17 protein-coding genes are annotated in these 25,304 nt (G+C 72.0%); 9 read left to right on the plus strand and 8 right to left on the minus strand.

What is annotated here, in order from left to right:
- Window positions 1–35 precede the first annotated feature (35 nt).
- From JKJ07_RS15050 to JKJ07_RS15060, 3 genes are read left to right on the plus strand one after another with little or no spacing between them, the layout of a single operon-like run.
- Complete coding sequence (locus JKJ07_RS15050) at window positions 36–1,028, plus strand: alpha/beta hydrolase (protein WP_307834268.1); 993 nt, start codon at window positions 36–38, stop codon at window positions 1,026–1,028.
- 2 nt (window positions 1,029–1,030) lie between these two features.
- On the plus strand, window positions 1,031–2,017 hold the full coding sequence (locus JKJ07_RS15055) for a helix-turn-helix domain-containing protein (protein WP_202992130.1): 987 nt from the start codon (window positions 1,031–1,033) through the stop codon (window positions 2,015–2,017).
- 35 nt (window positions 2,018–2,052) lie between these two features.
- A complete protein-coding gene (locus tag JKJ07_RS15060) occupies window positions 2,053–2,694 on the plus strand; it encodes a hemerythrin domain-containing protein (RefSeq protein WP_202992132.1) in 642 nt (213 codons plus the stop codon).
- Here the strand turns inward: JKJ07_RS15060 and JKJ07_RS15065 are convergent.
- The 3 genes from JKJ07_RS15065 to JKJ07_RS15075 form a co-directional block, all read right to left on the minus strand.
- Window positions 2,654–5,962 carry an ATP-binding protein gene (locus JKJ07_RS15065; protein ID WP_202992133.1) on the minus strand — a complete coding sequence of 1,103 codons (3,309 nt, stop codon included), beginning with the start codon at window positions 5,960–5,962 and terminating at the stop codon, window positions 2,654–2,656. The genes JKJ07_RS15060 and JKJ07_RS15065 overlap by 41 nt on opposite strands.
- Window positions 5,963–6,223: 261 nt before the next feature.
- Window positions 6,224–7,759 (minus strand): serine/threonine-protein kinase, encoded by a 1,536-nt coding sequence (locus JKJ07_RS15070; RefSeq protein WP_202992134.1) that lies wholly within the window; start codon window positions 7,757–7,759, stop codon window positions 6,224–6,226.
- A gap of 9 nt (window positions 7,760–7,768) precedes the next feature.
- A complete protein-coding gene (locus tag JKJ07_RS15075) occupies window positions 7,769–9,595 on the minus strand; it encodes a sensor domain-containing diguanylate cyclase (RefSeq protein WP_202992135.1) in 1,827 nt (608 codons plus the stop codon).
- A gap of 133 nt (window positions 9,596–9,728) precedes the next feature.
- On the opposite strand from JKJ07_RS15075, the gene JKJ07_RS15080 reads away from it, so the two are divergent.
- Window positions 9,729–12,020 carry a putative bifunctional diguanylate cyclase/phosphodiesterase gene (locus JKJ07_RS15080; protein WP_236028985.1) on the plus strand — a complete coding sequence of 764 codons (2,292 nt, stop codon included), beginning with the start codon at window positions 9,729–9,731 and terminating at the stop codon, window positions 12,018–12,020.
- Between the two features lie 25 nt (window positions 12,021–12,045).
- Here JKJ07_RS15080 and JKJ07_RS49810 read toward each other — a convergent pair whose 3' ends face one another.
- Together JKJ07_RS49810 and JKJ07_RS15090 are read right to left on the minus strand one after the other, a co-directional pair.
- Entirely contained in the window at window positions 12,046–14,100 is a 2,055-nt protein-coding gene (locus JKJ07_RS49810) for a DUF6055 domain-containing protein (protein WP_236028986.1), read from the minus strand.
- A gap of 178 nt (window positions 14,101–14,278) precedes the next feature.
- The gene (locus JKJ07_RS15090; RefSeq protein ID WP_202992137.1) at window positions 14,279–15,052 is read right to left on the minus strand and encodes an SAM-dependent methyltransferase; all 774 of its coding nucleotides are present in this window, start codon (window positions 15,050–15,052) and stop codon (window positions 14,279–14,281) included.
- Window positions 15,053–15,158: 106 nt separating this feature from the next.
- Between JKJ07_RS15090 and JKJ07_RS15095 the strand changes: the two genes are divergently transcribed.
- Complete coding sequence (locus tag JKJ07_RS15095) at window positions 15,159–16,397, plus strand: putative bifunctional diguanylate cyclase/phosphodiesterase (protein ID WP_202992138.1); 1,239 nt, start codon at window positions 15,159–15,161, stop codon at window positions 16,395–16,397.
- Window positions 16,398–16,423: 26 nt separating this feature from the next.
- Here JKJ07_RS15095 and JKJ07_RS15100 read toward each other — a convergent pair whose 3' ends face one another.
- A complete protein-coding gene (locus tag JKJ07_RS15100) occupies window positions 16,424–17,164 on the minus strand; it encodes an SDR family NAD(P)-dependent oxidoreductase (RefSeq protein WP_202992139.1) in 741 nt (246 codons plus the stop codon).
- A 102-nt stretch (window positions 17,165–17,266) separates the two neighbouring features.
- On the opposite strand from JKJ07_RS15100, the gene JKJ07_RS15105 reads away from it, so the two are divergent.
- Window positions 17,267–17,788 (plus strand): TetR/AcrR family transcriptional regulator, encoded by a 522-nt coding sequence (locus tag JKJ07_RS15105; protein WP_202992140.1) that lies wholly within the window; start codon window positions 17,267–17,269, stop codon window positions 17,786–17,788.
- On the opposite strand, the gene JKJ07_RS15110 is transcribed toward JKJ07_RS15105, so the two are convergent.
- Window positions 17,765–20,938 (minus strand): helix-turn-helix transcriptional regulator, encoded by a 3,174-nt coding sequence (locus JKJ07_RS15110; RefSeq protein WP_202992141.1) that lies wholly within the window; start codon window positions 20,936–20,938, stop codon window positions 17,765–17,767. The genes JKJ07_RS15105 and JKJ07_RS15110 overlap by 24 nt on opposite strands.
- A 97-nt stretch (window positions 20,939–21,035) precedes the next feature.
- Here JKJ07_RS15110 and JKJ07_RS15115 point away from each other — a divergent pair, with 97 nt between their 5' ends.
- The gene (locus JKJ07_RS15115) at window positions 21,036–21,806 is read left to right on the plus strand and encodes a class I SAM-dependent methyltransferase (protein WP_202992142.1); all 771 of its coding nucleotides are present in this window, start codon (window positions 21,036–21,038) and stop codon (window positions 21,804–21,806) included.
- Here JKJ07_RS15115 and JKJ07_RS15120 read toward each other — a convergent pair.
- The gene (locus JKJ07_RS15120; RefSeq protein ID WP_202992144.1) at window positions 21,793–22,809 is read right to left on the minus strand and encodes a LacI family DNA-binding transcriptional regulator; all 1,017 of its coding nucleotides are present in this window, start codon (window positions 22,807–22,809) and stop codon (window positions 21,793–21,795) included. The genes JKJ07_RS15115 and JKJ07_RS15120 overlap by 14 nt on opposite strands.
- Before the next feature lie 336 nt (window positions 22,810–23,145).
- Here JKJ07_RS15120 and JKJ07_RS15125 point away from each other — a divergent pair, with 336 nt between their 5' ends.
- Both JKJ07_RS15125 and JKJ07_RS15130 read left to right on the plus strand, forming a co-directional pair.
- On the plus strand, window positions 23,146–24,372 hold the full coding sequence (locus JKJ07_RS15125) for an extracellular solute-binding protein (RefSeq protein WP_307834269.1): 1,227 nt from the start codon (window positions 23,146–23,148) through the stop codon (window positions 24,370–24,372).
- 2 nt (window positions 24,373–24,374) lie between these two features.
- The gene (locus JKJ07_RS15130; RefSeq protein ID WP_202992148.1) at window positions 24,375–25,301 is read left to right on the plus strand and encodes a carbohydrate ABC transporter permease; all 927 of its coding nucleotides are present in this window, start codon (window positions 24,375–24,377) and stop codon (window positions 25,299–25,301) included.
- The last annotated feature ends 3 nt before the right edge of the window (window positions 25,302–25,304 follow it).

Raw genomic sequence — 25,304 nt, forward strand, 5'->3', positions numbered from 1 at the left:
CACCGCCGAAATCTTCCTGTAACAAGGGGGTTCCCGTGACGAACGTTCTGCCCGAGACCACCGTAGGCCCGCCGCCGCCCTTCGATCCCGAGTTGAGCGCCGCCCTCGCCGTCATCGGCGAGCAGATGCCGCCCCAGCTGACCGCCGACATGATCCAGCCGATGCGTGAGGGCTCGCTGCTGGCCGAGCTCAGCGACGACGACCTGGCCCGCGACGGCGCCTTCACGGTGACCCGGCGCCACGTGCCCGGCCCGGACGGCGATCCCGACGTCGAGCTGCTGATCCTGACGCCGACAACGGGTGACGTCGTCAAACCCGCGATCTACCACACCCACGGCGGCGGCATGATCGTCGGCAACAACCGTACGGGGGTCGAGGTCCTGCAGGACTGGGCGGCCGAGGTGCCGTCGGTGATCGTGTCGGTGGAGTATCGCCTCGCCCCCGAGCACCCGCACCCGGCCCCGGTCGAGGACTGCTACGCGGGCCTGGTCTGGACCGCCGCGAACGCCGCCGAGCTGGGCATCGACCCCGAGCGCATCGTCATCGCGGGCGCCAGCGCGGGTGGCGGGCTGGCCGCGGCGGTCGCCCTGATCGCCCGCGACCGGGGTGGGCCGGCCCTCGCCGGTCAGATGCTGCTGTGCCCGATGATCGACGACCGCAACGACACCCCGTCAGCGGTGCAGATGGCCGGTCGCGGCGTCTGGGACCGTACGGCCAACAACACCGGCTGGACCGCCCTGCTCGGCGCCGACTGCGGCGGGCCCGACGTCTCCCCGTACGCGGCCCCGGCCCGCGCCACCGATCTGTCCGGCCTGCCGCCCGCGTTCGTCGACGTCGGCTCGGCCGAGACGTTCCGCGACGAGGACGTGGCCTACGCCAGCGCGATCTGGCGGTCCGGCGGCCAGGCCGAGCTGCACGTCTGGCCCGGCGGCTTCCACGGCTTCGACATGATGGTTCCGCAGGCCGCCGTGTCGCAGGACGCGCGCGCCGCCCGGGTGCGCTGGCTCAAGAGGCTGATGGGGATGTAACCGTGAAGGATCTCGCCGTCCGGCTGGCCGCGCTGGACCCCGACGCCGGCGCCGCCCTGCACGTGATCGCGTATTTCGACCGGCTCGCCGAGGCGCGGGCCGGTCTGCACACGATCGTGCGCGGGGCGGCCGTGCTCTCGGGTTGTCCGGCGCGGCTGGTCGACGACGAGCGCCGCGTCCAGATCCGGGTCGAACCGGACGGCGCGCCGGCCCCTGCCGACGTACGAGATGGCGTACGGGATGAGGGTTGGATGTCGGCCCCCGCGGGTGGCGCGACGCTGTGGCTGGAACGGAGTGGGCCGCCTGGTCCGGTCGACGCCATGGTGCTCGAGCGTGCATCCGCCGCCGCGCGGTCGGTTCTCGAGCGCACCCGGGGGCATGCCCCGCAGGCCGATCCGGCGCTGGTCGAGCTGGTGATCGATGCGCGTGCGGCCGAACCCCTGCGCCTGCAAGCCGCCGCCCGGCTCGGTCTCAACCCCCATGATCCCGTACGAGTCGTCGCGCTGGAAAGCGGAGCGGTGCGCTTGCTTCACGGGGCGGGCGGCCTGTCGGGCGATCGCGCCGGGGTTGGCCCCGCCGGCCCGGTGACACGACTTCCCGCCTCTTACGAAGCGGCCGTCCTGGCCTTACGTTTCACCGCCGCGGGCACAGATCAAGATCCCGGCCCGCGCGTCGTGCACGCCGACGAGCTGGGCGGCCTGGCCCTGCTGGCCGCCGCCGTGGGCCCCGGCACGGAACCCGTGCCCGACCAGCGCGCCCTCGACCGGGCCGCCGCCACCGCCCCCTGGGTGCTGGCCACCCTCGACGCGGTGGCCCGCTCGCCCAGCCTGCGCGCCGCCGCGACCGCCCTGCGTGTGCACCACTCCACCCTGCAGGACCGCCTCGCCCACACCCTGCCCGTGCTCGGCTGGGACGTGCGCGACCCCCAGGGCCGCCTCCGCCTGCAACTCGCGTTGGCCCTGCGGCGGCTCTCGTTAAGCCGGCCTTAGGTCGGTCGCAGGTGCCGCCCGGCACGGTGTTTCCCATGAACAACGAACCGAGCGGACTCCTCCTCGCCCACCGGGCAATGCTGCGCGACCTCGACCGCTGCGCCGCCCTCACCGCCGACCTGGCCCGCAACAGCCCGCGCCTCGACCGCAAGCGCGCCTCCGCCATCGCCGGCTACCTGACCGACTTCTGCGACAGCATCCACCACCATCACAGCGCCGAGGACGACGTGCTGTGGCCGGTGCTCGAGCGCTCGGCCGGCGCCCACGTCGACCTGACCGAGCTCACCGACGACCACGCCGTGCTCGACCCCAAGCTGGCCCGGATCCGGGTCGGCGCGGCCGCGCTCAAGGCCGAGCACATCGTGCCCGCCGAGCTCGCCGCCGACCTGGCCGACCTGCGCGACACGCTGCACGAGCACATCGCCGACGAGGAGCGCACGATCGTCCCGCTGATCAAGCAGTACGTGTCGGACGACGAGTGGAACCGGGTCGAGTCCGAGATCCGCAAGCGCGGCGCCAAGATGACCTTCGAGGTGCCCCGGATCCTGGCCGTGGCCACCGAGGCCGAGCTGGCCGAGACGCGCAAGGAGGGCGGGATCCCGGTCGCCATCATGATCAAGCTGTTGCCGTTGCCGTTCAGGCGGCGGGAGAGCCTGGTGTTCGGAGCCGCGCGGTGAGCTCGGCCGCCGTTTTCGCGTACGCCTCGTCGCGGGTCAGCGCGTGCAGGGCCGCGTCGACCGGCCCGGCGTAGAGCGTGCCCGAGTCGAGCCCGGCGACCCGGCCGGCGAAGGGGAGCAGGTCGGCGGCGATCCGCCGGCCGGTCTCCTCGTCGCCGAGCCGGGCCGCCGCGTGCCCGCGCAGCGCGGTGAACCCGAGCCAGTAGTAGTTGCGGTCGATCGGCAGCCGATCCGCCCAGACCCGCCGGGCCGTCTCCTCGTCGCCCGTGTCGAGCAGGGCCAGCACCAGCGGATCGGTTACCCGTCCCGGGTACGCCGCCTCCACCGCCATCAGCTCGTCGCGCAGCGGCGCCCACTCGTCGCGGGCCATCGCCGCCCCGATCCGCCCGACCGTGGCCATCGCGGCCCCGTTGAGCGCGCCGTGCTCGGCCAGCCGCCGGCTCACGTCCGCGTACCTTTCCAGGGCCGCGTCGACCCGCCCGGCCAGCAGCTCGAGCAGCGCCTCGAAGATGCCGACCACGGCCAGCAACCCGCTCAGCTGCCCCGTCGTCGAGCGGGCCACGGCCAGCCCCATCTCGGCCCGCGCCCGCTCCAGGTCCGTACGGGCGGCCGACTCCAGGAACAGCAGCCAGTGCGCGACGGCCTCGTGGTCGATCTCGCCGCACTCGGTTGCGCGGGCCAGATATTCCTCGGCGACCGCCCGGCGCTCGTCGCGCAGGTCGGGCCCGAGGGCCGCGTACGCCCGCACGTTGAGCGCCGCGCACAGCAGCCGCGCGTCGCCGGCCCCGCGGGCGAGGGCCAGGGCCTCGGCGCTGACCCGCTGGGCCTCGGGCTCGTCGAAGCCCTCCAGCTCACGGAAAAGTGCGAGCAGAAGGCGTACGCGGGAAGGGTCTTGAACGTCGGTGGCGAGATGACGCCGGATGGCCGCGATCGTGCCGGACGACGGCTCGCGGCCGTCACGCGTGGTCCAGATCAGCGGGGCGTCCCAGGCCGTCAGAACGGCGAGGTCGTCGCCGGCGTTCAGATAGATGCGGCGGGCCCGCACGATGTCCCCGGCCCGGGCGTGCGCGTTCACCGCCGGGGCCAGCAACTCGGCGGCCGGCCCGGTGGCGCGGCTGCCGGCCAGCTCGTGCAGCCGCACGGCCTGCCGCCACTCCCCGGCCGCCTCCCGCCACGACCCGGCCCGCTCGGCCGCGCGGGCCGCCGCCACCGCGTACGGGATCGCCTCGCTCGCCGTGGCCGGACCGGCGGCCGCCGCGGCGTGCCGGGCCAGGGTCGCCGCGTCCGCGTGCCCGTCGAGCACCGTCAGCGCCCGCGTGTGCAGCCGGGCCCGGCGCAGCAGCGGCGTGTCCTCGTAGAGCGTGTCCCGCACCAGCGCGTGGGTGAACCGCACCTGCCCCGGCGCGGGCTCGTCGAGCAGCCCCGCCAGCACCGCGGTCTCCAGCGTGTCGAGCAGCTCGTCCGGGTCGCGCCCGGCCACCTCGGCCAGCACGTCGAGGTCGGCCGCGCGCCCCAGCACGGCCAGCTGCCGCAGCGTCGTCGCCACGGCGTCCGGCAGCCGGGCCACGCGGCGGCGCAACACCTCCCGTACGCCCGCGGGCACCCCCGAACCCGCCGCGTGCGAGCCTTCGGCGGCGATGAGCCGGGCCAGTTCCCGGACGAACAAGGGATTGCCGTTGGTCCGCTCGGCCACCATGGTCAGCAGGTCGGGCCCCGCCTCGGCCAGCCCGTGCCGCCGGGCCAGCTCGGCCGTCGCCCGCTGGTCGAGCCCGCGCAGCTCGAGGTGGGCCGCCGTCGACCCGAGCAGCGCGGCGATCGTGGCCTCGAGCTCGTCACCGCGGTCGCCGGTGCGATAGGTGACGATCACCAGAAGCGGCCGTCCCGCCTGCTGCGCCACCACTTGGCGCAGCAGTTGCAGGGTCAGGTCGTCGGCCCGATGCACGTCGTCGAGCAGCACGACACTCCGCCCGCTGTCGAGCGCCGCCGCGATACTCAGCCCTAGCCGGAACGGGTTCGGCACCGCGCCGTCGTTCCCCGTCATGCCCCCGGCCCCGCCGGTCTTGTTGTCGGCCCCCGCGGTCAATGCCTCCGTCCAGGCCCAGCCGGGCGGGGCGCCGTCGACCTCCGGGCAGCGCCCACGACGGGTCAGCCAGCCGGCGCGACCCAGCTCCGCCAGGGCGGCCTCGGCCAGGGTCGTCTTCCCGGCCCCGGGCTCGCCGCCGATCAGCACCACCCGGGCACCTTCGCGAGCGACCTCGTCCGCAGCCCTCGCGATCAAGGCCAGTTCCGCCTCCCGGCCCCACAACGCCGGCGTTTGCCCTTCCGGGGCCGACACCCCGCGCGTGGCCGCCCCGGTCGTGAGCTGCGTGGCTGTCCCGGACGTGAGCTGCGTAGCTGTTCCGGTCGTGAGCTGCGTGGCTGCCGCGGACGCGACCTGCGCGGCCGTCCCGGACCCGAGCTGCCCGGCGGCAGACGCGCTCTCCTGCGTGGCCGGATAACCAGACAAAACCGGCGCATCCAGGGCCGGGGATTGCGCCAGAATGTCCGTCTCCAACGCCCGCAACGCCGGCCCCGGATCAACCCCCAGCTCTTCGGCCAGATGCTCCCGGGTGCGGCGCAGCACCGCGAGCGCGTCCCCCTGCCGCCCGCCCCGATAAAGGGCCAGCGCCAGCAGCCGCACCGCACCCTCGCGGCCCGGATTGTCGTGCAGGTGGCGTTCCAGCGAGGCGACCACGAGCGCAGCCTGCCCGAGCGAGAGCTGCGCCTCGGCCAGCGACTCCACGGCCAGCAGGCGCAGCTCGGCCAGCCGGGCCACCTCGGGCACGGCCCACGGCTCGGCCGCCACCTCGGCGTAGGCCTCACCCCGCCAGCAACCCAGCGCCTCGGTCAGCAACCGCTCTCGCTGCGCGGGCTCGGCGCCGGCCGCCCGGCGTACGAGGTCGTCGAAGTGCCACGCGTCGACCCCGTCCGCGGGCAGCCGCAGCGCATAGCCCGGGGGCGCACTGACCAGCACCGACGCCGGGGTGCGGGGCGCCCGGCCCGGTTCGAGCGCGCGGCGCAGATGCGAGACGTGCACCTGCAGCGTGGCCAGCGCCTTGGCCGGCACGTCGGCGTCGCCCCACAGGTCGTCGACGAGCCGGTCGGCCGACACCACGTCACCGCCCGCCACCGCCAGCCGGGCCAGCACCGCCCGCTGCCGGGGCCCGCCCAGGTCGGCGGCCGAGCCTTGCACCGTGGCCCGCAACGGGCCGAGAACGGAGATGCGCACGGTGCTCTTCCTGCAGTTCGGTGCGGTTGCCGCCGCCGACGCTACCGGGGATCGTCCGCCGGGTCGGCCCCCCGAACGGCGGATTCCCCCGCCGTTTCAGGCCATGAACGCCGCGCACCCAAGATCGCCCACCCCAAGATCGAAACCGCAAGATCGCTGTACGGCCACCGCCTCCCCCGCCCACCACGGGATGTGGTGGGGACCCTACCGTGCGGTGGGAAGCGGGCCGGAGTTATCCACAATGCGGAGTTGTCCACAGGCTCAGGGCGTTCGGCTGAGCCGTTCGTAGCTGTCTGTGGAAGAGTCTTCGTCGCCGTAGATGGTGAGGCGGGTTTCCGAGCAGATGTATTCCTGGGACGAGCCGTTGGAGACCGACTGGGTGAAGCTGACGTTGCGCCCGTTGCGGGTGATTTTGGTCGAGCGCTTGGCGACCACCCCGCTCGAGTAGACCCGGCCGTTGCGGGTCTCGTTGTGATAGGTCGCGGTGCCCCGCAGCGTCTGCACGTATTTCGCGCCCTTGACGGTGGCCGTCAGCGGCGCCGACTTGTTGAAGTCGCTGGCGCCCCGCCCGTCCGGCCAGATCCGCATGATGGCGCCGCGGCCGCCGCTGAACGTCTTGTCGATCCCCTCGAAGTGGTTGACCACCTCGACCGAGGTCATCCGCCACCGGCCGACCAGGCAGCTGTCGAGGTTCGGGTTGACCGGGGTGGCAGGCGTCGACGGGGGAGCGGCGGATCGCGCCGGCGACGACGACGCCTCGGCCGGAAGCACGGGGGGCTTGTCGTCGCTACCGCGCCCGGCGGCCCAGGCGATGCCCCCGCCGAGCATCAGCACGGCCAGGGCGGCCGACAAGACGACCCAGGCCGTACGCACCCGGCGGCCCGACCCCGGGATCAGCACGGTGTGGGCGGTCGCGGTGGGCCCGCCGGGGTCCTGCCGCACGGTCGGCGCGGCGATCGTCAGAGGCGGGGCGACCGCGGTGGAGCCGTCGCCGCGACGCCGTGGGGGCTCGTCGGCGGGTAGGGCGGCGACCGTTTCGAGCAGCGGGCGCGCGGCCTCGGCGGTGAGCCGGGTGGCGGGATCCTTGTCGAGCAGCCCTTTGATGACGGGCCACAACCTTCCCGCGTACGGGGGTGGTGGCACCTCGAAGGTCAGGATCGCGGCGAACGTGGCCTGCGTGTCCTCGCGCTGGAACGGCGATTTGCCCGTCACCGCCGTGAAGAGGGTGACTCCGAGCGCCCACAGATCGGCCGCGGCCGTGGCGGGCTTGCCGTTGATGCGTTCCGGCGCCATGTACGCCGGCGACCCGACGAGCTGGCCCGTGGCGGTCAGGGCGGTGGCGTCGTCGATGGCGGCGATGCCGAAGTCGGTCAGCACCACGCGATCCCCGTCGAGCAGGATGTTCGCCGGTTTGACGTCGCGATGCAGGATGCCCTCGCGGTGGGCCGCGCGCAACGCGTCGAGCACGTGCAGCCCGATCCCGGCCGTACGGTGCTCGGTCAGCAGTTCGTGCTCGCGGATGGCGCCCGCGAGGGACTGCCCGCCGACGAGCTCCATGACGATCCACGGCCGGTCGTCGTCGGTGACCACGTCGTGCACGGTGACGATGCTCGGGTGCCGCAGGCGGGCGGCGGCCCGGGCCTCGCGCAGGGCCCGCTCGGTGCTGGGCCCGATGACCTCTTTGATCGCCACGTCGCGGCCCAGCAGCTCGTCGTGGGCCTGCCAGACGGCGCCCATGCCGCCCCGGCCGATCGGCCGCTCGAGGCGGTATCGGCCGGCGACGATCCGATCGGTCACACCGGCAATTTAGCGGACCGGCGCGAGCGGCGATCCACTTCGGAGGGCCTTCTTGCGATACATGGCGGCGTCGGCGTCCTTGAGCAGCTGCGTCGCGTCGCCCGGGGCGCCCGTGGCCACGCCGACGCTGGCGCCGACCGTGACCTCGAGCCCGTCCGGCAGCCGGATCGGCTCGGCCACGGCCTGCGCGATGTGCTCGGCCCGGTCGGCCGCCGCGGTGGCGCCGGAGCCGGGCAGCAGCACGGCGAACTCGTCGCCGCCGAGCCGGACGGCCAGGCCGTGCTCCGGCGTCCACGTGGTGAGCCGCTCGGCCACGGCCGTCAGCACCTGGTCGCCGGCGTGGTGGCCGTGCCGGTCGTTGATCGGCTTGAACCCGTCGAGGTCGATCAGCAGCACGCTGACCTGGCCGTCGGACAGTTCCGCGAGCCGCTGCTCGAGCAGGCTGCGGTCGGCCAGCCCGGTCAGCGCGTCGTGGGTGGCCTGGTGGCGCAGCTCGTCGTGCAGCGCCCGGGCCTCGGTGACGTCGCGGGCGTTGAAGACGATCGCGTTCACGCTGGGGTTCCCGGAGAGGTCGACGCCGACGACCTGCAGCCACCGGTACGACCCGTCGGTGTGCCGCAGCCGCACCTGGGCGTCGGCCTCGGTGCCGGGCCGCGCGGCCAGCCGGGCCAGCAGCTCGCGCAGGGTCGGCATGTCGTCGGGGTGCACCCGGTCGGCCAGCACCGTGCCGTCGAGCTCGACGGCCTCGATGCCCAGCACCTTGTGCACGGCCGGGGTGGTGAAGCGGACCGAGCCGTCCCGGCCGACCACCAGCGTGACGTCGGAGGAGTGCTGCAGCAGCGACCGGAACCACTCGCGGCTGCGGTCGATCTCGTCGGTCAGGCGCTCGTTGTCGGTGAAGGCGGCGCTCTGCCGGCTCAGCACCAGCGCGGTGATGGCCACCGCGCCGATCGTGACGCCCCAGACGCGCAGGTCGCCGCCGCGGCCGGCCAGGGCGGCGAGCAGCAGCAGCTGCACCGCGCCGACGGCCACGTACGGGAGCCGGCTGGCCCGCCGCCGCCCGGTGCCGACGGCCTCGGCGCCGCTGCGGCGCATCCGCAGCTCCTGGTAGCGCATGCCGACCGGCATGAGCAGACACGGCACGAGCTGCGCGGCGTAGATGACGCCGGGGTCGTCGGTGCCGGTGAGCAGGGTGACGGTGGAGGCCGCGATCGCCGTGCCGGCCACGCCCAGGCTGGCCACGATGCCGGGGCCGCGGTCGAACGGGGCGGTGCCGCTGAGCAGCAGCTTGAGCAGGCCGACGGTGATCAGCAGCATGACCGCGGAGGTGGCCACCGCGCCGACCAGCTCGGTGGTGTCGCCGTCGGTCACGACCTCGGCCAGCACGAAATACCAGAGGAACACGATGACCGCGGTGAGCACCGTGGTCGCGTCGAGCCACAGGCGCAGGCGCAGCCGGCCGGTGCCGCCGAGCGGGTGGAAGAGCATCGTGATGATCACAGTGACCATGCCGAGCACCACGAGACCGGTCTGGATCGGGCTCGGCTGGTGGTTCGCGCCCTGAACGACGGCGAGGACGGTCTGGTAGCCGTCGCCGAGCGCGCACGTCACGCCCGTGAACAGGACGGCCCGCCAGAACCGGCGCGCGTGCCGCTGACCGGCGGTGGCCCGGACCAGCCTCCACGCGAACACCGCGATCAACACGTCGAGGCACGTCTGCACGCCCCACGACGTGGTCGCGCCGCCCGGCCCGGCCAGGAACCAGAGCACGATGGCGACGCTGACCGCCGCGAGCCCGGCCATGACGGGGTCGGACCGGCGAGCGGGGTCTCTCATACAGGCCCTCATCGGCAGTCTCCCCGGGCAGGTAAGAGATCGAGGTTTCCGGAAAGTTTGCTACAGAATCCCCGGCGCCGCGCCGATGAGGGCACATGAACCACCGCCGTACGGGGATCCGGAGGAGACGACATTGGAGCAGGCGAGGCTGCGGCTGCACCGGAACGCCCTCGGGGTGGCCGGTTCGGCGCTCGTGCTGGCCGGTGCCGCCTGGCTCGCCGTCGGCCTGGTGCACGAATGGGCGTACCCGATCCTCGGCTGGCTCCTGCTCCCGGTGAGCGCGGGCGTGGCCTCGTACGCGGCCTGGGGTGTCTCCCGCTCGGCGGTGCTCGACCCGGGCACCCGGCGGTTCTGGCGGCACATGGCCTTGGCCAGCGCGCTCTACGTCGGCGGCACGATCTCCAACACCGTCGACGCGGTCGGCGGCCCGGAGCCCTCGCAGCGCGTCGGCACGCTGACGATGAGCTGGTATCTGGCCACGATGGGCGTGGTCATCTGGGCCCTGCTGCGGTTGCCGGCCTGGCAGCGCACCCGCGGCGACTGGGTGCGCTTCCTGCTCGACTCGTGCGTCGTGCTGGTGGCCGGGGCCGCGTTCGTCTGGCAGTTCTCGATCCGCAACCACCAGGAGTGGACCGCCGAATCCGGGTCGGCCACCGCCGTCCTGGTGATGGTCTCGATCGGCCTGGTCGCCGTGGTCACGCTGGCCAAGGTCGCCTTCGCCGGCGCGGGCCGCCTCGACCGCCGCGCCCTGCACCTGCTCTCGGCGGGCAGCGCGCTCAGCGCCGCGTTCGGCAGCCTGTCCCCGTTCCTGGTCGACCACCCGCACCTGTCCAGCAGCTTCGTCGCCATCCCGGTCGGATCGCTCGGCGTGACCCTCGCCGCGGCCCGCCAGCTGCGCAGCGGCGGCCGACTCCCCGCCCCGCGCCGGATCCGGCGGATCAGCGTCGTGCCGTACGTGGCCGTGGTGGCCATGGACGCCCTGCTGCTGTGGGCGGGCGGCGACAGCACCGCCGTACGGATCAGCACGGCCGTGCTCACGGTGCTGGTCATGCTGCGTCAGGTGTACGCGCTGCGGGAGAACCGGCGGCTGCTGAGCACCGTCGACACCAGCCTCAACCGGCTCCGCGAGACCCAGGACCAGCTCTCGTACCAGGCGACCCACGACCCGCTGACCGGCGTCGGCAACCGCGCGCTGTTCGAGGAGACCGTCGACGTGCTGCTGGCCACGCGGGCCGAGTTCCACGTGGCGCTGCTCGACATGGACGACTTCAAGAGCGTCAACGACCGGCTCGGCCACACCACCGGCGACTCGCTGCTGATCGTGGTCAGCCGCCGCCTGCGGGCCGCCGTGGGCAGCGAGGGCGTGGTGGCCCGGCTCGGCGGCGACGAGTTCACGATCGTGCTGCGCGACGTCACCGACCACCGGGTCGACGAGATCCTGGCGCGGGTGCTGACCGGCCTGCGCGAATCGCCGCGGCTCGGCCCCGGGGTGCGCAGCGTGGCCAGCGTCGGCGTGACCACGGCCCGCGCCGGCGACACCGGACCGGACCTGCTGCGCCGGGCCGACGTGGCCATGTACGAGGCGAAGGCCCGCGGCGGCGACCGGCGGCACTGGTTCGACGCCGAGATGGACGAGCAGGCCCAGCGGACCGCCCGGCTCAGCGCCGACCTGCTCGGCGCCCTCGACCGCGACGAGTTCTTCCTGCTCTACCAGCCGATCGTGGAGCTGCCCAGCGGCCGCCCGGCCGGCGTCGAGGTGCTGCTGCGCTGGCGCCACCCCGAGCACGGCCTGGTCTCGCCGGACGTGTTCATCCCGCTGGCCGAGCGCAACGCGCGGATCGTCGAGATCGGCCGCTGGGTGCTCGAGAACGCCTGCCGCCAGGCCGCCGAGTGGCAGCGCCGCTTCGGAGCACACGCCCCCTCGAAGATCAGCATCAACGTGTCCGCGCGCCAGCTCGCCGAGCCCGGTTTCGTGGCCGAGGTCGAGCAGATCCTGGCCCGTACGGGGGTGGACCGCGCCACGCTGCTGCTGGAGGTCACCGAGACGGCCGTGCTGGAGGCCGGCGCCCCGCTCGAGGCAGTCCGCGAACTGCGCGAACGGGGCCTGCGGGTCGCCCTGGACGACTTCGGCACCGGCCAGTCCTCGCTGAGCCTGCTGCTCACGGTCCCGGTCGACGTCCTCAAGGTCGACAAGTCCTTCGTCAGCGGCGACGCCGCCGACCACGCCGGCGCCGTGATCGTCGAGCACCTGATCGGCTTCACCAACGGCCTGCGCATCGAGGCCGTCGCCGAGGGCGTCGAAACCGAGGACCAGGCCAACCGCCTGCACGCCGCCGGCTACTCCCTGGCCCAGGGCTACCTGTTCGGCCGCCCCGCCACCGCCGCCGACATCGAATCCCGCATGGCGCCCGCCCCCGTCTCGTAGCCGGGAGCGGGCCGCCGGAACCGAGTCAGGTTGCTACGCACGACAGGGACGGGGTGGTCGCCGCCCCTTCCGCCAGGAAGCCGAACGTCACCGAGGCGCCCGCGGCCAGCGTGCCGTTCCAGCTCACGTTGCCGGCCGTGACCGCGCTGCCGGTCGTGGTGACCGTGGCGCCCCACGATTGGGTGATTCGCTGGCCTGAGGCGAGCTGCCAGGCGGCCGTCCACCCGGAAGTCCCGCTCGAACCCGCCGTCACGGTCACTTCGCCCTGGAAGCCGCCCGTCCAGCTGCCGGTGACCGCCAGCCGAGCCTGGCAGGAGCGGCCAGCGGGCGGGGGAGTGGGAGTGGGTGAGGCAGTGGGCGTAGGTGTCGGCGTAGAGCCGTCCGTGACCGCCACTTCGGCATCGCTGAACCGTGCGTACGAGGGGTTGATGTCGCTCTCGCCCCCGCGCCCGTCGCACCCCCGGTCAGGGTTGAACAGCAGGTAGGTTCCCGAGCCGCAAGCAGAGGCCAACTCCGCGTCCCCGCCGACCACGATCGACCCCGACAAATTGGCGCCGCCCTGGACGATCGCGTTGTCCTTGACGATCGCGTTCCCGCTCACGGTGGCCCCCGAGTTGACCCAGGCCAGCCCCTCGATCCGGGCGTTCCCCGAGACGGTCGAGTTTCCGTAGACGGCAGCCCGCGGCCCCACATAAGCGGTGGACGCCACGGAAGCCTGGTTGTCGACCCAGCCCCCGCCGTTGGAGTGCCAGTGCCCACCCCCGGCAGCGGCCGGCTTCACATATCCCGGCTCGTATCCCGACGGCACGGCCCCGGAAACCCCGAACTCGTACGCATACCGATGGTTCTTCGTATACCCGTCCAAGAACCCGTACTTGTGCACCGACGAAGGCGCGCCCACGACAACCAGGTACAAGTCCTTGTCCCCGGATTGCATCTGGAACGAGATCTGTCCGTCGGCCGCGGTGCTCACCGGCCCATACCGCGGCACCCCACTAGCCGAAACCGCGACGAATCCGTAGCTCCACCCCGCAGCGTCGTTCGCGTGTCCCTTGAAGTGCAGGCGCACGAGAGAAGAAGACGGCACCAGTTTGATTTTGTTGTAGCCGTAGTCCGAGGGCGCCAACGCGTCCGGAATCGCGTAGTGGTTGCCGACCGCGTCCACCGGCACCCCGTTGTACGCGTTGATGAAGGCCCCGCCGTACATGGAGTTGATGAATTTCTGGAAGTGCGACTTGTTGCTGTAGTCGTACGTGACCTGATGCTGGGCGTAGGAGGCCAGCGCGGCATTGAGTTGTTCCTGCGAATAGCCCAGCAGCCGCCGGTACGTCTCCAGCGGATGCTCGGTGTTGCGAGCCTCGGCCCACACGCGGTTGAAGAGGCCGGGCTGGAGGTCCTCGAAATACTGGATCAGCATCCACGCGCCGTAATGGTGCCGTGAGGACGAATAGGCGAGGTTCTCCGTGCGCAGGAAGCGGGTGAGGTCGCCCGCGCCCCCGTCCGGATACACCTGCATCGCCATGTATTCGGCGCTCGCCTCCCAGAACGTGCCGGCCGACGCGTTCGTGAAGCCGTACCCGGATCTGCCGAGGAACGTCAGGTTCTGGAAGACGTGGCCGAGCTCGTGCGCGAGTCCCCACGATCCCGGCAGCGCGGCCGCGGGCGCGATGTTGATGACGCCGACCCGCCCGTCGGCGCTGCCCCCGGTGGCCCAGGCGTTCAATTCCGTACGGTTCCAGGTCTGCGTGACGATGACGTCGATCTTGTATTGCGCGGTGACCGTGAACTTCATCGTGTCGTTGTAGAACGCGTACAGCGTCTCGAGCTGGGACAGGATGTTGTCCGGATCGAACGTGTACGGCGAGGGCGCGCTCTTCGGGTTCGGGCCCGATTTCTCGCCCCAGAGCAAGATGAAGTTCGCCGATTCCTTCGTCCGGTCCTGGCTCCACGGCACCTCGCCGGTGCTCTTCCAAGAGGCGGGAATGTAGACCGATTTCTCCGCTGCGTACACCGGGCGCATGCCGACGAAAGTCAGGGCAACGGCGACGGCGACCAGGGCGACCTTGCGTGCGGGGGACATACGCGGGGTCCTTCGGGAAACAAAGGGACGCCGCCGCCGAAGCAACCGAAGGCAGGCGGGAGCACCACTGACTCCCCACAAAGTCATCAACCCGCCCACGAATCGGCCGTTCAACGGCCGCGTGGGACGGCGTCATCATCGTCCAAGACAGTGACGCTCGTCAATGCTCAAGCGGCACTCAGGGCTTGCGCGCGACCCCGCAGTAGCCGTCCATGGCCGGGGGCGCCTCGCCGATCGGCCGCCAATGCGGGATCGAGACCACGCCCGGCTCCACGAGCTCGAGCCCCTCGAAGAACCCGGCGATCTGCTCAGGGCTGCGCAGGTTGTACGGGTGGCCGCTCTGGTTCGCCTTGCGCTGGCCCTCGACGATCCCGGGGCTCGTGTTCGTGCCGTCCGAGATCATCAGGTAGCTGCCCGGGGGCACGGCGGCCAGCAGGCGCTCGACGATCGACCGGGCCTCGGCGTAGTCGGCCACGTTGCCCAGGATGCCCAGCATGGTCAGCGCCACCGGGCGGGAGAAGTCGAGCGTGCGGGCCGCCTCGCGCAGGATCTTGGCCGGGTCCTCGACGTCGGAGTCGACGTAGTCGGTCGAGCCCTCCGCCGTACCGGTCAATAAAGCTCTTGCGTGCACCAGCACCAGCGGGTCGTTGTCGACGTAGACGGCCCGCGCGTCCGGCGCCACCCGCTGGGCCACCTGGTGCGTGTTCTCCGCGACCGGCAGGCCCGTGCCGATGTCGAGGAACTGGCGGATGCCGGCCTCGCCCGCCAGCCACGTGACCGCCCGGGAGAGGAACTTGCGCTGCTCCTGGGCCACCACCACGATCTCGGGCAGCGACTCGCGCACCTGATCGCCGACGATCCGGTCGATCTCGAAGTGGTCCTTGCCGCCGAGCAGGTAGTTCCACACCCGCGCGCTGCTGGGCCGCGAGGTGTCCAGCTTCGGCTCGCTCATGACGGCTCCCAAGGTCGACTTCGGACCGACCATACTCCTCGATGGCTAGCGCCTGTTTCGGGCATTCCCGCCACTATCGGCGGAGCGGCGGGCGATACTACGCGCTGTGGGAGACGAAAGCCTGCTGAGCCGCGCGGAGTTCATGCGCCGCCTGGACGACGGGTTCCAGCGGGGCAACCCGCCCGCGGTGCTGATGGTCGACCTCGACAACTTCACCGCCGTCAACGACGTGCTCGGCTACGTCGTGGGCGACCGGATCCTGGCCGCCGTGGCCCGGCTGCTGAGCGACAGCGTGCGCGAGGGCGACCTGGTCGGGCGGCTCGGCGGCGACCAGTTCGCCGTGCTCGCGCCCGAGATCGCCGTGCCCGCGCTGGAGGAGCTGGCCGACCGCATCCAGATCGCGCTGGACAGCCCGATCGACGTCGACGGCCGCCCGGTCTCGGCCCGGGCCAGCCTCGGGGTGGCCTCCGGGATGCCCGGCGACACCGGCGGCGACCTGCTGAGCAAGGCCGACATGGCGCTGCGGGTGGCCAAGGCGCGCGGCCGGGGCCGGCCCTTCCACTACGAGTCGGGCCTGAAGCGCCGCTTCGGGGATCAGGCGGCCCTGCTCGACGGGCTGCACGACGCCGTCGAGGGCGGCCAGCTGGAGCTGGTCTATCAGCCCATCGTGCGGCTCGGGCGGGGCAGCCTGACCGGCCTCGAGGCGCTCGCCCGCTGGCAGCACCCCACCCGCGGGCCGATCATGCCGGGCGACTTCATCCCGGTCGCCGAGCGCAGCGGGCTGATCGTGCCGCTGGGCCGCTGGATGCTGGCCGAGGCGTGCCGCCAGCAGGACGCCGACTGGCCCGAGACGTACGTCAACGTCAGCGCCCACCAGCTGCGCGAGCCCGGCTTCGCCGACGAGGTGGCCCGCACGGTTCCCGAACCCGGCCGCCTGATCATCGAGGTGACCGAGGACGCGCTGGCCGAGCAGACCGTGCTCGAGGCGCTGCACGCGGTGCGGGACCTGGGCGTACGGGTGTCGCTTGACGATTTCGGCGCCGGGCCCGGGTCGCTGCCCGCGCTGGCGTCGGCGCCGATCGACGTGATCAAGCTGCACGGGTCGATGACCGAGCAGATCATCACGTCGCCCCGGCAGGCCGCCGTGGCCCGCGCCGTGGCCACGCTCGCGGGCGAACTGGGCATCGTGGCCGTGGCCAAGGCTGTGGAGAGCGCCGCGCAGGCCGAGATGCTGCACGAGCTCGGCTACCGGCAGGGGATGGGCTTCCACTACGCCGTTCCCCAGCCGGCCCGCGCGATCCCGCTCTTCCTCGCGAACGAGGCCCTGCTGACGCCGATGGGCTGACGACGCTCGCAAGAGCCGCCAGAAAATCAGCGGGCGATGTAGCCGCCGTCGACGAACAGCTCGGCGCCGGTGATGAACGAGGCGTCGTCGCCGGCCAGGAAGACGATCGCGGCCGCGACCTCCTCGGGCCGGCCGACCCGGCCCAGGGGCGTCGTGGCCACGTACGGGCTCTGGTCGGTCTCGCCCATCATCGGGGTCTCGATGAAGCCCGGGTGCACGCTGTTGACGCGGATGCCGAGCGGCGCCCACTGCACGGCGATGTTCTTGGTCAGCGTACGGACTGCGCCCTTGGCCGCGTGATAGGCGGGCGAGGTGCCGAAGCCGCCGGACGCGCCGAAGATCGAGCTGATGTTGACCACCGAGGCGGCCGGCGACGCCTTGAGCAGCTCGGCCGCGGCCTTGGTGCCCAGGAAGACGCTCGTCTGCGTGACCGCGACGACCTTCTCGTAGAGCTCGAGCGACGTCTCCTCGAGCGTGTCGGCGTGGCCCAGCCCGGCGTTGTTGACCAGCACGTCGAGCCCGCCGTACGCCTTCTCGACCTGCGCCACGGCCTGCTGCCAGGCGGCCTCGTCGGTCACGTCGAGGTGCACGAACAGCGCCCGGCCGCCGTTCTTCTCGATCTCGGTGGCCACCTCGGCGCCCGGATCGTCCTGCACGTCGGCGACGACCACGTTCGCGCCCTCGCTCGCCAGCCGCAGCGCGGTCTGCCGCCCGATGCCGCTCGCCCCGCCGGTCACCAGCGCCGTCCTGCCGTCCAGTCGCGCCATCGTCCTCGCCTCTTCCAGGTTGTGTGTCGTTCGCGTTTCCTAAACGATACGTCTCGTATCGGATATAGGATCCTGTGATCCCGACGACAGGAGGAAACGCTCATGCCGGGTCGCAAGCGTGATCCCCGGGCGCAGGCCGCTGCCCTGGCCGCCGCCGAGGAGCTGCTCAACGAGGTCGGCTATCACCGGGTGACCATGGAGCGCATCGCCGAACGCTCGGGCGTGGCCAAGATGACGCTCTACCGCTGGTGGCCGAACAAGGCCGCGATCGTCACCGACGCCGTACGGGGAAAGCTCGCCCCCGCGGAACTGCCCGACACCGGCTCGCTCGAGGGCGACCTGCTGGCGCAGCTGGAGGCCCTGCTCGGCGCGCTCACCCGCTACGGCGACGCAAGCGTGGTGGCCGGCGCGATGAGCTCCCGCGGCGAGGCGGGCCGGGCCGACCTGCGCGACATCCTGCACCCGTGGTTCGAGGGCCTGGTCACGATCCTGGAACGCCGCGGCGACCCCTCGTTGCCGGTCACCCTCATCGCGCAGTCGTGGGTCGGTTACGTCGTCTATCGCGTGGTCTTCCTGCAGGAGGAGGTCACCCGCGAGGATCTAAGCCGGCTGATCGCCCGCTGAGCGCAGCGCCGCCGTCAGGTCACGGCGCGAGGCGATGCCCAGCTTGTGATAGGCGTGCGCCAGATGCGTCTCGATCGTGCGCCGGCTCAGCACCAGCCGCGCCGCGATCTCCCGGTTGGTCAGCCCGCCCGCGGCCATCCCCGCCACCTGCTGCTCGGCCTCGGTCAACGCCCCCGGCCCGTGCTGGGCGGCCCGGCGTGGTCGCGCACCCGCCGCATGCAGTTCGGCCGTCGCGCGCGCCGCCAGCCGACTCGCTCCTCCCGCGGCGGCGATTTCGAGCCCCGTACGCAGTTTTTCCCGCGCCGCGCCGAGCTGACCGGCCCGCCGCAGGGCGCTGCCCAGACCCACCAGCCCGTACGCCCTCGCCAGCCGCTCCGGGGTTCCCTCACACACCGCGACCGCCCGCTGCAGCAACGCGATCCGCTCGTCCCGCCCCGCCACCGTCGCCGCCACCCGCAGCGCGTAGCTGAGCGACCCCGGCGCCGCCGCCCGCTCGGCCAGCTCGAGATGCTCCCACGCCAGCGCTTCCACCTCGTCTTTTGCGGCGCTTCTGGTCGCGGCTCCCGCGGCTCTCATCGGCGCCACCAGGTCGGCCCGCCACGAGGCCACCCCCGGGTGCCGTACGCCCAGCTCGTCCCACATTCGCGCCGCCGCGCGCAGATCCGCGATCGCCTCCACCGGCCGTTCCTGCGCGCACCGCAGCCGCCCCCGGCTCTGCAGAAACATCGGACTGCTGAGCCCGTACGGCGGTGGCTCCCCCGGAAACGCCGCCGCGAGCAACGCATCGGCCTCGGTGACCCGATCCGCCTCGACGAGCGCGTCCACCAGCGGGCACAACGCGAACAGCAACCCCTCGGCCGGCGTGTTGCTGCCCACCTTGAACTCGACGGCCGCCCGCGCATCGGCCACGGCCTCGGTCACCAGCGCCGCCGGCAGCACCGCCTGCGCCCGCAGGAACCGCCCGTGCGCGACGGTGCTCAGCCACCCCCGCGCCCCGGCCGCCCCCGCGATGCCCTCGCTCATCGCCCTGGCGGTGCCGAGATCCCCGTTCGCGATCAGCGTCAGCCCCGCCACCGTCGGCAGCACGGAGTCGTTCTCGCCGTCCAGCCCGCCGCTCGCCAGCAGGGGCCGCAGAATCGCCAGGTTGTCCGCGGCCGCCCGCCCGGCGAACGTGTCCTCCACCGCGGCCAGCACCCGCCACAGGCCCAGTGCGGGCGGTCGCTCCCGGCACTGCCGTAGGAAATCGCGCACCAGCGGCCTGGTGCGGCTGTCGAGGCCGCCGGCTCCCGCGATCTCCGCCTCCAGCCGCTCGATCGTGGCCGTTTTCGCCGTGATCGCGCCCCCACTCTGCCCACCCCGCCCAACCAGGGGGCGGGCCAAGAGTAGATCCCTGTCAAGTCCAGCCCCCGAGTTATCCACAGCGGGGGTGGTGTCCGCTTTGTCCACCCGGGCGTTATCCACAGCGGTCGGCGGTGCGGGGATGCCTGAGGTGGCGGCCCCGAGCAACGGCGCGGCGGGGTCGGGCGCCGCAGGCTCGTTCAGCGCAAGCCGGCACACGGCGATGGCCGCCGCCCCGTACGCGCTGATCGCCAGCGCCCGCCCGCACCGCAACGCGGCCTCCGCCCGGGCCCCGGGGTCGGCGATCCGAGCCACCGCCTCATACGCGAGCGCCTGCGCACCCTCCTGACGCACCGCGGCCAGCGCCAGGGCCAGCTCCAGCCGAACGGCCGCGTCGTCGGCCGGGTCCGTCACCGGCTCCTCGAGCGCCCGGCGCAGATAGGTGGCCGCGCTCTCCGGTGCCCCGCGTCCGGCGGCCCGCGTGGCGGCCGAGCGCAGCCATGTCACCACCTCGGGCCGCCCCGCCGGTTCGGCCCGCAACAGATGCACCGCCGTACGCTCCGGATCTGACCCGCGCGCGGCGAGCAATGACGCCGCCCGGGCGTGCCACAGCCCGCGCTCGGCGGCTCCCAGCCGGTCGGTCAGCGCCGACGCGAGCATCGGGTTGGCCGGCGACCAGTCCTCGGACGAGACGATTCCCGCCGCTCGCAGGGCATCGGCGCACCCCGCGGCCCGGTCCGGGTCGAGCCGGGCCAGCGCGGCCGCGTCGGTCAGCCGGGCCGCCGGTCCTAGCACGGCCAGGCTAGTCGCCAGGGTGGCGCATCCGTCCGGCATCCGGGAGAGCCGCAGCGACAACCAGCGCGCGACCTCTCCGGGGCCGACGGCCGGGGCCGAGTGGCCGTCCGAGTGGGCGAGCAAAACCTTGAGCAGGTACGGATTTCCGCCGCTGGCCGCATGACATTCCGCCACGAACGACGGCGCGGCCTCAGGGAACCGCTCGTGCACGAGCAGCGCGCACGCAGCCGCATCGAGCGGTCCGAGCCGCAGCACCGTGCCGGCGGTCAGCTCTCCTAAGACGCCCCCACGTTCGGGCGTCGCGCCGCGACCCACCGTCCCGCGATCGGGCGCGCCATTAATGCCCTGCGTCCCGCTGTCGGGCGTGTTACCAAGACCCCGCGTCCCGCTGTCGGGCGCGCCACCAAACCCCCGCGTCCCGCTGTCGGACGCGCCACCGATGCCCCGCGTCCCGTGATTGGGCGCGGTGCCCCCAGAGTCCCACGTCCCGGAATCGGGCGTGTCCGCGCCGGCGTCCAATGTCAGCACCAGCGTCAGTGGCAGCTCATCAACCCGCCGGGCCAGCGCCGCCAGCCAATGCTGCGACGCCACATCAGCCCAATGCGCATCGTCCACGAAGAGCACAGCCGGACGCCGCGAAGCCACCGCCACGGTCAACCAGAACAACCCGTGCGTAGCCGCGTAGGGCCCGTCGAGCGGATCATCCCCCTCGAGCACCCGCGCCCCCAGCCCCGCCGCCCCGCGGCACAGCGACTCCCACCCCGGCGCCCCCTGCAACGGCGCGAAAGCCTGCCGAGCGACCCCGAATGCAAACGCCAGGTCGAGCGGATTCCCCCGAGCCCGCAGCACGGTGATCCCGCGCGCCCGGGCCAGCTCGACGGCCCGCGCGAGCAGGGTCGTCCGCCCCGTCCCGGCCGCACCTTCGACGGTCAGCAGCCGCCCCGAGCCCGACGCAGCCGCGTCCAGCCCGCCGGCCAGGACGGCGAGCTCGGCCTCACGAAGCGCGGAAACCCTCATGCGTACGCCAAATCTCGGTAGAGCCTCCACGATGACCCCGCCCCGCCGCCCGGGCCAGCCTGGAGCCACATGCCCGACAGTCGAGGGGGAACACAGCATGAGCAGGTACGTCATGGGCCGCACGGCCGAGGAGCACGAGCGGCTGCGCCGGCAGGCCGCGATCTGGCAGCAGGCCACCGGCCGCCTGCTCGACCTGGCGGGCCTGGCACCGGGCGACCGCTGCCTCGACGCCGGCTGCGGCACCGGCGCGGTCATGGATCTGATGTCCGCACGCGGCGGCCAGGTGACCGGAATTGATCTGGACGCCGGCCTGGGGGAGACCGTCGCCGGGACGTTCGTCCGGGCCGACCTCGAGACCGACGACGACGCGGTGCCGCCCGAAAGCTTCGATCTCGTCTACGGCCGGCTGGTGCTGCTGCACACGAACGACCCGGTCGACGTGCTGCGCCGCATGTGGCGGTGGGTAGCCCCGGGCGGCAAGCTGGTCGTGCAGGACTACGACATGGATGCGGCCGAGTCGTTCCCGCCGCTGGACGTCACGCTGGAGTGGCGGCGGGTCTTCCTGGGCGCCTACGAGAAGTCCGGCCGCGACTATCGGCTCGGCACCCGCCTGCCCGCCATGTTCGCCGCGGCCGGCATCGGCGCGCCGGACCTCACCGACGTGGCCGGCCGGTTCGGGACCATGGCCGACACCGCCGCGATGCTGGCCGCGACCTATTCGAGCATCGCCCCGATCGCCCTCGAACAGGGCCTGATCACCGAGGACCAGCGGGCCGCCTTCCTGCGCGACATCGAGCGGGCGGGCCGCGAACAGGGCGACGTCGGCATGATGTGGCCGCTGCTGATGGGGGCCGTCAAAAACCGATAGTGCTCTGCCGCGGGATCAGCCGGTGGGCGGCCCGCAGTTCGACGCCCGGCACGGGTGTGGAGCTGCCCATCCGCAGCACCAGCCGCTCCACCGCGATCCGCGCGATGGCCCCCTTGTCCGGCGAGATCGTGCTGATCGTGGGCCGCCCGTACCGCCCGTCCTCGATGTCGTCGTAGCCGATGATCGCCACGTCCTCGGGCACCCGCAGCCCGTGCGCCAGCAGCGTGTGGATGGCCCCCGAGGCGACCAGGTCGCTGTAGCAGAACACGGCGTCGGGCGGGTCGGCCCGGTCGAGCAGCGCGGCCATCGCGGTCGCCCCGTCGATCCGGTTGAACCGGGCGGTTCCGATGATCAGCGACTCGTCCACGGGCAGGCCGGCCGCCGCGTGGGCCGCGCGGAAGCCCCGCGTACGCAATTGGGCCGCCTCGCCCGTCGGGTACGGCTGGTCGCCGATCGCCGCGATCCGCCGTCGTCCGATTTCGATCAGGTGCCCGACGGCCTCGGTGGAGGCGGCCACGTCGTCGATGCCCACGTGGTCGAACGTGCCGTCCGACGTGCGCTCACCCAGCACGACCAGGGGCAGGGCCGGATCCCGTACGGACAGGTCGTCTTGGGAAAGCCCGAGCGGACTGAAGATCATGCCGTCGAAGAGCAGCCCGCGGGCACCCCGGCCGACCAGCGAGGACTCGTGCGCGGGGTCGCCGTCGGTCTGGTCGACGAGCACGTTGTAGCCGGCCTCGCGGGCGGCCGGGATGATCGCCTGCAGCAGCTCGGCGAAGTACGGCGTGTCCAGGTAGGGCACCACGACGACGATCTGCCCGGAGCGGCCGTTGGCCAGGTTGCGGGCCAGCACGTTGGGCCGGTAGCCGAGCTGCGCGATGGCCCGTTCGACCTTCTCGCGGGTGGCGTCGGTGACCTTGGCGTAGCCGTTGACCACATTGGAGACCGTGCGCGGCGAGACGCCCGCCAGCTCGGCAACATCGCGCAGCGTAGTTTCGCGCATCGATTGCTCCCCATCTCTTGCCAGAGTCCGCGCGACGGAGCATAGTCCTTTGCAGCGCTGCAATCGCATCTTAAAGCTCTCGAAACCGGCGAGTGTGTTCTCCCCTCACCCTCCTCGGCATCCCACCCATAGCGCGTCGCGGCACGAGCCTTATCACGCTCGGTGATGACTCCTGCCCTAGGAACGACGCGCGATGTTTCCGGAGGCCAGGACGAAATGCGCAGAATCCCCGCTGCCTTGCTGTGTTTGACCGTCGCGTTGGGAACCGCCGCGTGTGGCGGTGACGACGCCGATTCCAAAACAGCGGCGAAGCCGACCAACTGCACCAACAAGATCGTGAACGAGGCCGCGCCCCGGGTGCTGGTCTGGGCGTGGTATCCGAACATGGCCAAGGTCGTCGACAACTTCAACAACCAGCACACCGACGTACAGGTCTGCTGGACCAACGCCGGCCAGGGCCAGCCCGAGTACGAGAAGTTCCAGACGGCGATCTCGGCCAAGAAGGGCGCGCCGGACGTCATCATGCTCGAGGCCGATCAGCTCGTCGGCTTCGAGATCCAGGACGCGCTGGTCGACCTGGCCCCGTTCGGCGCCAACGACGTCAAGAAGAACTTCAGCGAGGGCGCCTGGAAGGACGTGTCGCAGGGCGAGGCGGTCTACGCGATTCCGGTCGACGGCGGCCCGATGGCGCTGATCTACCGCACTGACGTCTTCGACAAATACAAGATCCAACCCCCGAAGACCTGGGACGAGTACGCGCAGGCGGCCGCGAAGGTGAAGGCGGCCGGCGGCCCGGTGTTCGGCGACTTCGGCAGCAACGTGCCCGCCGTGACGACCGCCCTGATGATCCAGAAGGGCGCCCAGCCGTTCGTCTATAACCTGGCCGACAAGCAGAAGATCACGATCAAGCTGGACGACCAGGCCACCAAGGACGTGCTGACCTACTGGGGTGACCTGGCCACCAAGGGCCTGGTCGGCAAGGAGGACCAGTTCACGACCGACTACATCGCGGGCATGGTCGGCGGCAAGTACGCCACGTACGTCTCGGCCGCGTGGGCGCCCGGCTATCTGACCGGCTCGGGTGTGGGCGCGGGCAAGGACAAGGGCAAGTTCGCCGTCGCGCCGCTGCCGCAGTGGGATCCGGCCAACCCGGTCTCGGTCAACTGGGGCGGCTCGGCCTTCGCCGTCACCTCGCAGGCCGCCGACAAGGCCCTGGCGGCCAAGGTCGCGATGGGCATCTACGCCGACGACGCGTCGCTCACCGACGGCTGGAAGACGCAGACGATCTTCCCGCTCAACCAGGGCGTGCTCAAGTCGGACGAGTTCGTCAACGCCAAGGTCGACTTCTTCAGCGGGCAGACCGCGAACAAGGACATCTACATCCCGGCCGAGAACGCGTACAAGGGCGCCGTCTACAGCCCGTTCACGGTCTTCTACTACGCCCAGTTGCAGGCCCAGATCGTGAAGATCCTCGGCGGCAAGACGACCGGCGCGCAGGCCGCGACCGACCTGCACAACCAGATCGTCGAGTACGCGAAGTCGCAGGGCTTCACGGTGAGCTGACGATGGCACTGACGCTCGAGGCGCCGCCCGCCGACGTGACAAATCGGACAAGACGTCGCGTTTTCAAACCGGCGGGCTGGCTCTTCATCCTCCCCTTCCTGATCGTCTTCGTCGCGTTCCTGCTCGCGCCGCTGCTCTACGCCGGCTATCTCAGCCTCTACACCAAGGGGCTGGCCACCGGCACCACGTTCGCCGGCTTCGACAACTACACCCGCGCGTTCGGCGACCCGTCGTTCCGCAAGGGCCTGTGGTTCGTGCTCAAGTTCAGCGTCGTGGTGATCCCGCTGCAGATCGTCGTGGCGCTGGTCGCCGCGCTGGTCCTCGACGAGGTGACCGGCCGGCTCGCGCGCTTCAGCCGGCTGGTCATCTTCCTCCCGTACGCGATCCCGGTCGTTCTCGGCGCCCTCATGTGGGGCTTTCTCTACAGCCCGAGCTTCGGCCCGATCGAGCAGATCGCCGGGGCCTTCGACGTGCGGGCGCCGTTCCTGCTCAGCCAGGGCAACATCTTCTACGGCCTGCTCAACGTCGTGACCTGGCAGTGGTCCGGCTACTACATGATCATCATCTACGCCGCGCTGCGCAGCATCGACTCGTCGATCTACGAGGCGGCCCGGATCGACGGGGCCAATTCAAGACAGATTGCCGTACGCATCAAGGTGCCCATGGTGTCGTCGGCGCTCGTGCTGATTCTCATCTTCTCGCTGATCGGCACCCTGCAGTTCTTCACCGAGCCACAGATCCTCGGCCCGATCGCCAACGGCTCGGTGACACCCGACTTCACCCCCAACATCTACGCGTATTACATGGCCTTCCGGTACGCCCAGTTCAACTACGCCTCGGCCATCTCGTTCTCGCTCGGCTTCGTGGTGTTCCTGGTCGTCGCCGTCTTCACGTTCGCCACCCGCAAACGAGGGGGTCTGTTCTCATGAGGC

Origin of the sequence: Paractinoplanes lichenicola (assembly GCF_016785085.1) — a bacterium.
GTDB lineage: Bacteria > Actinomycetota > Actinomycetes > Mycobacteriales > Micromonosporaceae > Actinoplanes > Actinoplanes lichenicola.

Coding starts and splice junctions, on each gene's coding strand:
- JKJ07_RS15130 (WP_202992148.1), top strand. CDS start 24,375: ATGGCACTGACGCTCGAGGCGCCGCCCGCCGACGTGACAAATCGGACA.
- JKJ07_RS15120 (WP_202992144.1), bottom strand. CDS start 22,809: ATGCGCGAAACTACGCTGCGCGATGTTGCCGAGCTGGCGGGCGTCTCG.
- JKJ07_RS15110 (WP_202992141.1), bottom strand. CDS start 20,938: ATGAGGGTTTCCGCGCTTCGTGAGGCCGAGCTCGCCGTCCTGGCCGGC.
- JKJ07_RS15075 (WP_202992135.1), bottom strand. CDS start 9,595: ATGAGAGACCCCGCTCGCCGGTCCGACCCCGTCATGGCCGGGCTCGCG.
- JKJ07_RS15090 (WP_202992137.1), bottom strand. CDS start 15,052: ATGAGCGAGCCGAAGCTGGACACCTCGCGGCCCAGCAGCGCGCGGGTG.
- JKJ07_RS15100 (WP_202992139.1), bottom strand. CDS start 17,164: ATGGCGCGACTGGACGGCAGGACGGCGCTGGTGACCGGCGGGGCGAGC.
- JKJ07_RS49810 (WP_236028986.1), bottom strand. CDS start 14,100: ATGTCCCCCGCACGCAAGGTCGCCCTGGTCGCCGTCGCCGTTGCCCTG.
- JKJ07_RS15105 (WP_202992140.1), top strand. CDS start 17,267: ATGCCGGGTCGCAAGCGTGATCCCCGGGCGCAGGCCGCTGCCCTGGCC.
- JKJ07_RS15060 (WP_202992132.1), top strand. CDS start 2,053: ATGAACAACGAACCGAGCGGACTCCTCCTCGCCCACCGGGCAATGCTG.
- JKJ07_RS15115 (WP_202992142.1), top strand. CDS start 21,036: ATGAGCAGGTACGTCATGGGCCGCACGGCCGAGGAGCACGAGCGGCTG.